Source organism: Intrasporangium sp. (assembly GCF_030452765.1).
Classification (GTDB): Bacteria; Actinomycetota; Actinomycetes; order Actinomycetales; family Dermatophilaceae; genus Intrasporangium_A.
The window spans coordinates 1-6,791 of the sequence record NZ_JAKDLO010000211.1; the positions used below are offsets into that span (position 1 = coordinate 1).

Genomic DNA, 6,791 nt, shown 5'->3' on the forward strand with positions numbered 1-6,791 from the left:
TCCACGAAACAAACCCCCAGGTCACAGGTTCGTGACCCCCTCGGACTCAAGATAAGCTCGGGGTCGTTCTCGGCCAACGGTGCGTGGACGGTGCTGGCCGCGATCGCGTTCAACCTCACCCGCGCCGCCGGCATCCTGGCCTCCACCTTCCACGCCCGGGCCCGGGCGGCCACCATCCGGGACCAGCTGATCAAGATCCCGGCCCGCATCGCCAACCGCGCCCGACGCCTCCACCTGCACCTGCCCACCAACTGGCCCTGGCAGGACGCCTGGCAAGGCCTCTTCGAGGCCGCCTACGCACCCTCCTGACCCAGCCCCCTGCCCCTTCGAGGAACGACCCACGTGGAAGAGCCGGACAGACCGGCGGCCCTTCCCTGCCCAGAATCCACGAACCCTCGTCAGACCGCCCTCAGCAACTGCGGACGACGCTCACCAAACCCGCCCGGCGGATCCAGGCTGAGGCGAAGTCATCGAGTCAGGCACTTGGACTTGGCGCAGGTCCCTGACTGACCAGGTGGTTGCCGAGAGGGAGCGTGCCGCGGGGGACTGGGTGCCCGCTCCGGCACCCGGACCTCGGCGAGAGATCTGTGGCATCTTGTGCAAATATGTGAACTCCTGGTAATCTTTGTGCAACGTCCTGGTGAAGTCCATCTGACACAGCCACCAGGCGCGAATCTCAAGGAGGAGACATGGCAGTGCGGCTGGGCGTCATCGCAGACGATTTCACCGGCGCGACCGACATCGCGGGGTTCCTCGTGGCCAACGGGCTGCGCACGGTCCAGCTGACCGGCGTGCCCGCCGAGGGCACCACGGTCCCGAAGGACGCTGATGCCGTGGTCATCAGCCTCAAGAGCCGCTCGATCCCGGCGCAGGAAGCTGTCTCGGTCAGCCTGGCTGCCCTGCGTTTCCTGCAGGCGCAGGGTGCGGAGCGCTTCTACTTCAAATACTGCTCGACCTTCGACAGCACGCCTGCCGGCAACATCGGCCCGGTGACCGACGCCTTGCTCGGTGCCCTCGGTGAGGACTTCACCGTCATCTGCCCGTCCCTTCCGGTCAACGGACGCACCACCTACCGCGGCTATCTCTTCGTCGAGGATGTCCCGCTGCACGAGTCGGGCATGAGCAACCACCCGATCACACCGATGACCGACTCCAACGTGATGCGCCTGATGGACGCGCAGGCGCAGGGCAGCACCGGCAACGTCCAGGCAGCTGTGATCGCCCAGGGGCCGGCCGCGGTGCGCGAAGCACTCACGGCCCTGCGCACCGAGGGATACCGCTATGCCGTCCTCGACACCATCACGGAGGCCGACCTCGATGTGCTCGGGCAGGCAGTCGCGGACTACCCGCTCGTCACCGGCGGCAGCGGCTTGGGGGCCGGACTGGCCCGCGCGCTCAGTGGCGCGACGGGCGCGCACACCACCGCCTGGCAGGAGCGGGACGGCCGCACGGTCGTGCTCTCCGGCTCCAGCTCGGTGATGACCAATCAGCAGGTCGCGGCCTACCGCGAGGCAGCGTCGTCGCTGGCTGTGAACGTCGACCAGTTGGTGGCCGTGCCCGAGGACTACCGGCAGCAGATCCTGCAGTGGGTCCTGGATCAGCCGACCGACGGTCCCGCGCCGTTGGTCTCCGCCACCGCATCTCCGGAGGAGGTGTCCAGGCTGCAGGAGGCACACGGCGCGCACGAGGTGAGCGAGGCCATCGAGGGGATGTTTGGCTGGCTGGCCTCCGCCCTGGCCGACAGGGGAGTGCGCCGCTTCATCGTCGCAGGCGGCGAGACCTCGGGCGCCGTGACCACCGCGCTGGGCGTCACCGGCTTCGAGGTCGGCCCGCAGATCGCCCCGGGAGTGCCCTGGGTGCGCTCAATCAGCTCCGACATCGACCTCGCCCTCAAGTCAGGCAACTTCGGTGACGTCGACTTCTTCTCCCTCGCCCAAGCCCCCCGACACTGACCCACATCTCCTTCACAGAAAGGTCCCCTCGCCATGCCTAAGTTTGCCGCAAACCTGTCGATGCTCTTCACCGAGCTGGACTTCCTGGACCGCTTCGAGGCTGCTGCCAACGCCGGCTTCGAGGCCGTCGAGTTCCTCTTCCCCTACGACTTCCCGGCCGAGCAGATCGCCGCCCGGCTGCAGCAGCACGGTCTCATCCAGGCGCTGTTCAACCTCCCCCCGGGAGACTGGGCCAGCGGTGAGCGCGGGCTCACGGGACTGCCAGGCCGCGAGGCTGAGTTCGAGACCAGCGTGGAGACGGCACTGCAGTATGCCGATGCGTTGGGTTGCGTGCGGCTTCACGCCATGGCCGGGATCCCCGGGGACGACGCCTCGGCCGAGGCGACCTATGTGCGGAACGTGCAGTACGCCGCAGACCGGGTCGCTGAGTCTGGTCGATCGATCCTGCTCGAGCCCATCAACCCCTACGACATGCCGGGTTACCTGCTGGGCAGTGTGCGCCAGGTGCTGCGGCTCCTGGACACGGTGGACCGAGACAACGTCCGGCTGCAGTTGGACCTCTATCACGCCCAGATCACCGACGGCGATGTCACGCGTCTCATCGGCCAGGTCATCGACCGCGTAGGGCACGTGCAGATCGCCGGTGTCCCTCACCGCCACGAGCCGGACACCGGGGAGTTGAACTATCCCTTCGTGCTTAACGCCCTGGATGAGACGGGGTATGACGGATGGGTGGGCTGTGAGTACCACCCGGCGACGGAGACAGTCAGCGGGTTGGGCTGGCTCGAGACCTACCGAGCCGGTCGATGATCCCTCTGGAGCGGCAGCGCCAGATCTTGGAGGTCCTCCAGCGCCAGGGCACGGCCACGATCGCCGAGCTGTGTGCGCTGCTGGGCGTCTCCCACATGACGGTGCGCAGGGACATCAACACCCTGGAGGGATTGGGCCGGGTCGCCTCGGTCTCAGGCGGGGTCTCCCTGCCGGCACGGCTTGTCCTGGACCAGTCGCACGCGGTCAAGGAGGGCATGGAGCTGGCCGAGAAGGCCGCGATCGCCCGCCGCGCGGCCACCATGGTCGACTCCGGTGACCTGGTGCTGCTGGATGCCGGCACCACCACCCTGGCGATCGCCCGCGAGCTGGCCGACCGCTCTGACCTTGCCTTCGTCACCAACGACCTGGTCATCGCCACCTTTCTCTCAGAGTCCGCTGTTTGCGGTGAGCTCTACCTGGCCTCAGGCCGCGTGGACCGCGCAAACCTGTCGACCGAAGGCGACCACGTGGCGTCGTTCATCGCGGACTTCAACGTCAACATCGCCTTCTTGTCGACCTCGTCCTTCGACCTCCGGGGTCCCTCGGTGCCCACCGAGGCCAAGAAGGTCGTCAAGCGCGCCATCGTCGAAGGCTCACAACGCACCGTGCTCGTGACGGACAGCACGAAATATGGCCGCGTGGCGGCCCTGAGGGCCGCCCGACTGGCCGAGTTCGACGCCGTCATCACCGACTCCGGTCTGTCCGAGTCGGCGCGCGAGGGGATTGCTGCCGCCGACATCCCGCTCGTCCTCGCCGACGTGTCCTAGCTCTTCCTGCCCACCTTCACCGCACCCACCTGAAAGGGACCACCATGAGAATTGTCGTCACCGGCGGCGCCGGCTTCCTCGGCAGCCGAGTCATCCGACTGCTCCTCGAGCGTCAGGACCAGGGCAGCGCGCCGCTGCCCTTCGACCAGATCGTCTCGTTCGACCTCGTCGACTGCCCGATCGAGGACCCGCGCGTCACCTCGATCGTCGGCGACCTCGCCGACCCCGAGCTGATCGCCAGCGCCATCACCCCGGACACGGTCGGCGTCTACCACCTCGCGGCGGTGCTCAGCGGTGGCTCGGAGGAGGACTTCGACCTCGCGATGCGGGTCAACGTCGACGGGACCCGCGCTCTGCTCGAGGCGGCCCGCGCCACCGGCGCCAGCCCGCGCTTTGCCTTCACCAGCTCCCTGGCCGTCTTCGGAGGTCCGATGCCGGACCGGGTCCCTGAGGACCTGGCCTCCATGCCCGAGTCCACCTACGGGGCACTCAAGGCGATCGGCGAGCTGCTGGTCAACGAGTACTCCCGCAAGGGATTCATCGACGGTCGCGTGCTGCGCCTGCCGACGATCTCGGTCCGCCCGGGCAAGCCGAACTCGGCCGCCTCCTCGTTCGCCAGCGGCATCCTGCGGGAGCCGCTGAACGGCATATCCTCCGAGGTCCCGGTCCCGCACGAGACCCGGATGTGGCTGTCCTCGCCGGCGACCGCGGTGCAGAACCTGGTGCGCGCCCTCGAGATCGACCGCGCGGAGCTGGGGAGCTGGCGCACCCTCAACCTGCCTGGCATCAGCGTCACCGTCGGACAGATGCTCGAGAGCCTCGAGCGGGTCGGGGGGCCCGAGGCCCGCCAGCTCGTCACCGATGTGCCCGATCAGCGCGTCAGGGACATCGTCGGCTCCTGGCCTGGTGACTTTGACGTCGAGCGTCCCCTGTCTCTCGGCTTCCTCAGGGACGAGAACTTCGACGACGTCGTGACTCAGTACCGCGACGAGTTCGTCGGCTGACTCCACCCACCCCTTGCCCCCACGCACGAAAGCAGAACACTCATGAACGATGCCGTCAACACAGTCGGCCCGAGCGCCATCGTCGGGCTAGGCGTCGCGATCGCGGTGCTCGTAGTCCTGGTGCTGCGCACCAAGGTCCACGCACTCCTCGCACTCATCGTCGCCGCCTCCATCGCGGGCCTGTCGGCCGGGATGGCGCCAGCCGACGCAATTGCCTCGATCACCTCCGGATTCGGCTCCACCCTGGCGACCATCGGTCTGGTGGTCGGCTTCGGAGTGATGATGGGCCGGCTGCTGGAGGTCTCTGGCGCAGCTGAGAAGCTGGCCATCTCCTTCCTCCGCTGGCTCGGGTCGAAGAAGGAGGAGTGGGCCCTGGCTGGAGCGGGATACATCATCTCGATCCCTATTTTCGTCGACAGCGCCTTCGTCATCCTTCAGCCGCTGGTCAAGTCGTTGAGCCGCACCGCCAACCGCTCCTTCCTCACTCTGGGCATCGCCCTTGCCGGCGGCATGGTGCTCACCCACCACGCAGTGCCGCCCACCCCCGGCCCGCTGGGTGCGGCCGGCATCTTCGGCGTCGGCATCGGCGACATGATCCTCTATGGCGTGCTGCTGACCATCCCGGCGCTGTTCACCGTCACGATCTATGCGCGGGTCATGGGCCCGAAGATCGAGGCGATGATCGAGCGGGACACTGGTGAGGCACTGGCGACCGAGGACGCCTTCGCTGAGTTCTCGAAGTTGGCGGAGGACCGTGAGGTCGAGCTTCCGTCGTTGTTCATGTCGATGCTGCCGATCTTGGCGCCGATCGTTCTGATCTTCCTCAACACCGGCGTGGCGGCGCTCGCCACCGCCAACCCGGACGCCATCCCGCAGTTCCTGGTGGATACCTCGGCCTTTATCGGCAACCCGGTCATCGCGATCGGCATCGGTGTGCTGCTCGCGCTGTATGGAGTGGCCCGCAAGCTCAGCCGGCACGACGCCCTGGCCGAGATGGAGAAGGGCATCGACACCGCCGGCATCATCCTGCTGGTCACCGGTGCCGGTGGTGCCCTGGGCGCCGTCCTGCGCGACAGTGGTGTCGGTCAGTACATCGGCGAGTGGGTGTCCGGTCTGCCGCTGCCGGTCATCATGATCCCGTTCCTGATCGCCACGATGGTCCGTCTGGTCCAGGGCAGTGGCACGGTCGCCATCATCACCTCAGCCTCGCTGTCGGCCCCGATCCTGGCCCAGATCCCTGACGTCAACATGGTCCTGGCTGCACAGGCTTCAGCTCTCGGTGCGATGGTATTCAGCTACTTCAACGACAGCCTGTTCTGGGTAGTCAACCGGATGCTGGGCGTCAAGACGGTCAAGCACCAGATCCTCACTTGGTCGATGCCCACCACGGTCGCCTGGGCGACGTCGCTGGTGACCATCCTGGTCGCGGACGTGCTTGTCGGATGACGCTGACCCCGACCATTAGTCAGGCTGAATACAACCACACGACACGACGAGGAGCCTCGATGAATCACAAGGACCAACGCGAGCAGATCGTCCGGCTCGCCGAGAGTCTGTTCCAGAGGGGATTCTCCGTCGGCAGCGCCGGGAACATCAGCGTCCGGGTTCCGGGCGGCTACCTGATGACTCCGACGGACTCGTCCCTGGGACGCCTGTCCGCAGAGCGTCTATCGCTCCTCGACGAGGAGTGGCAACACGTGGACGGCGACCGGCCGTCGAAGGAGGTGGTGATGCACCGTGCGTTATATGAGTCACGGCCGGAGGCCGGGGCCATCGTGCACCTGCACTCCACCCACGTGACGGCACTGAGCTGTCTGGAGCGCGCCGACGGCCAGCAACTGCTGCCGGCGTTCACGCCATACTTCGTGATGCGTCTGGGTCGCGAGGTCCCGGTCGTGCCCTACTACCGTCCCGGCAGCGCCGAGATCGAGGCGGACATCACCGAGGCAGGCCGCCGCGGACCAGCCATCATCCTTAGCAACCACGGCAGCATCGTCGCCGGAGCCTCTCTCGAAGCCGCGGTTAACGCGGCGGAAGAGCTGGAAGCCTCGGCGGAGCTGGCGCTGCTGCTGCACAACCGGCCAGTGCGCCAGCTCACCGAGGCGGAGATTGTGGAGCTGCTGCCTTAACGAGGTGAACCAGGAGGTGTCGGGGGGGCCCCCCCCCCCCCCCCCCCCCCCCGGGGGGGGGGGGCCCCCCCTATGGGGCCAAAACAACCCCCCGGTTTTTTGGGGGGGGGGGCCGGCGGCCACCACCCC

General features: G+C 67.4%; 7 protein-coding genes. All 7 read left to right on the forward strand.

Features of this window, described 5'->3' with window-relative positions; genetic code table 11:
• Nucleotides 1-309, forward strand: a 309-nt coding sequence (locus L0H79_RS19415) for a transposase (protein WP_301486289.1), incomplete at its 5' end; no start/stop codon positions are given.
• A 380-nt stretch (nucleotides 310-689) separates the two neighbouring features.
• Entirely contained in the window at nucleotides 690-1,952 is a 1,263-nt protein-coding gene (gene otnK, locus L0H79_RS19420) for a 3-oxo-tetronate kinase (RefSeq protein ID WP_301486290.1), read from the forward strand.
• Between the two features lie 33 nt (nucleotides 1,953-1,985).
• On the forward strand, nucleotides 1,986-2,762 hold the full coding sequence (gene otnI / locus L0H79_RS19425) for a 2-oxo-tetronate isomerase (protein ID WP_301486291.1): 777 nt from the start codon (nucleotides 1,986-1,988) through the stop codon (nucleotides 2,760-2,762).
• The gene (locus L0H79_RS19430; RefSeq protein WP_301486292.1) at nucleotides 2,759-3,529 is read left to right on the forward strand and encodes a DeoR/GlpR family DNA-binding transcription regulator; all 771 of its coding nucleotides are present in this window, start codon (nucleotides 2,759-2,761) and stop codon (nucleotides 3,527-3,529) included. The genes otnI and L0H79_RS19430 overlap by 4 nt, the downstream gene beginning before the upstream one ends.
• A 44-nt stretch (nucleotides 3,530-3,573) precedes the next feature.
• Nucleotides 3,574-4,533 carry a D-erythronate dehydrogenase gene (gene denD / locus L0H79_RS19435; RefSeq protein ID WP_301486293.1) on the forward strand — a complete coding sequence of 320 codons (960 nt, stop codon included), beginning with the start codon at nucleotides 3,574-3,576 and terminating at the stop codon, nucleotides 4,531-4,533.
• Nucleotides 4,534-4,575: 42 nt separating this feature from the next.
• Nucleotides 4,576-5,979 (forward strand): GntP family permease, encoded by a 1,404-nt coding sequence (locus L0H79_RS19440; protein ID WP_301486294.1) that lies wholly within the window; start codon nucleotides 4,576-4,578, stop codon nucleotides 5,977-5,979.
• Complete coding sequence (locus L0H79_RS19445; RefSeq protein WP_301486295.1) at nucleotides 5,976-6,662, forward strand: aldolase; 687 nt, start codon at nucleotides 5,976-5,978, stop codon at nucleotides 6,660-6,662. Before L0H79_RS19440 ends, L0H79_RS19445 begins: the two co-directional genes overlap by 4 nt.
• The last annotated feature ends 129 nt before the right edge of the window (nucleotides 6,663-6,791 follow it).

Coding starts and splice junctions, on each gene's coding strand:
- otnK (WP_301486290.1), top strand. CDS start 690: ATGGCAGTGCGGCTGGGCGTCATCGCAGACGATTTCACCGGCGCGACC.
- otnI (WP_301486291.1), top strand. CDS start 1,986: ATGCCTAAGTTTGCCGCAAACCTGTCGATGCTCTTCACCGAGCTGGAC.
- L0H79_RS19430 (WP_301486292.1), top strand. CDS start 2,759: ATGATCCCTCTGGAGCGGCAGCGCCAGATCTTGGAGGTCCTCCAGCGC.
- denD (WP_301486293.1), top strand. CDS start 3,574: ATGAGAATTGTCGTCACCGGCGGCGCCGGCTTCCTCGGCAGCCGAGTC.
- L0H79_RS19440 (WP_301486294.1), top strand. CDS start 4,576: ATGAACGATGCCGTCAACACAGTCGGCCCGAGCGCCATCGTCGGGCTA.
- L0H79_RS19445 (WP_301486295.1), top strand. CDS start 5,976: ATGACGCTGACCCCGACCATTAGTCAGGCTGAATACAACCACACGACA.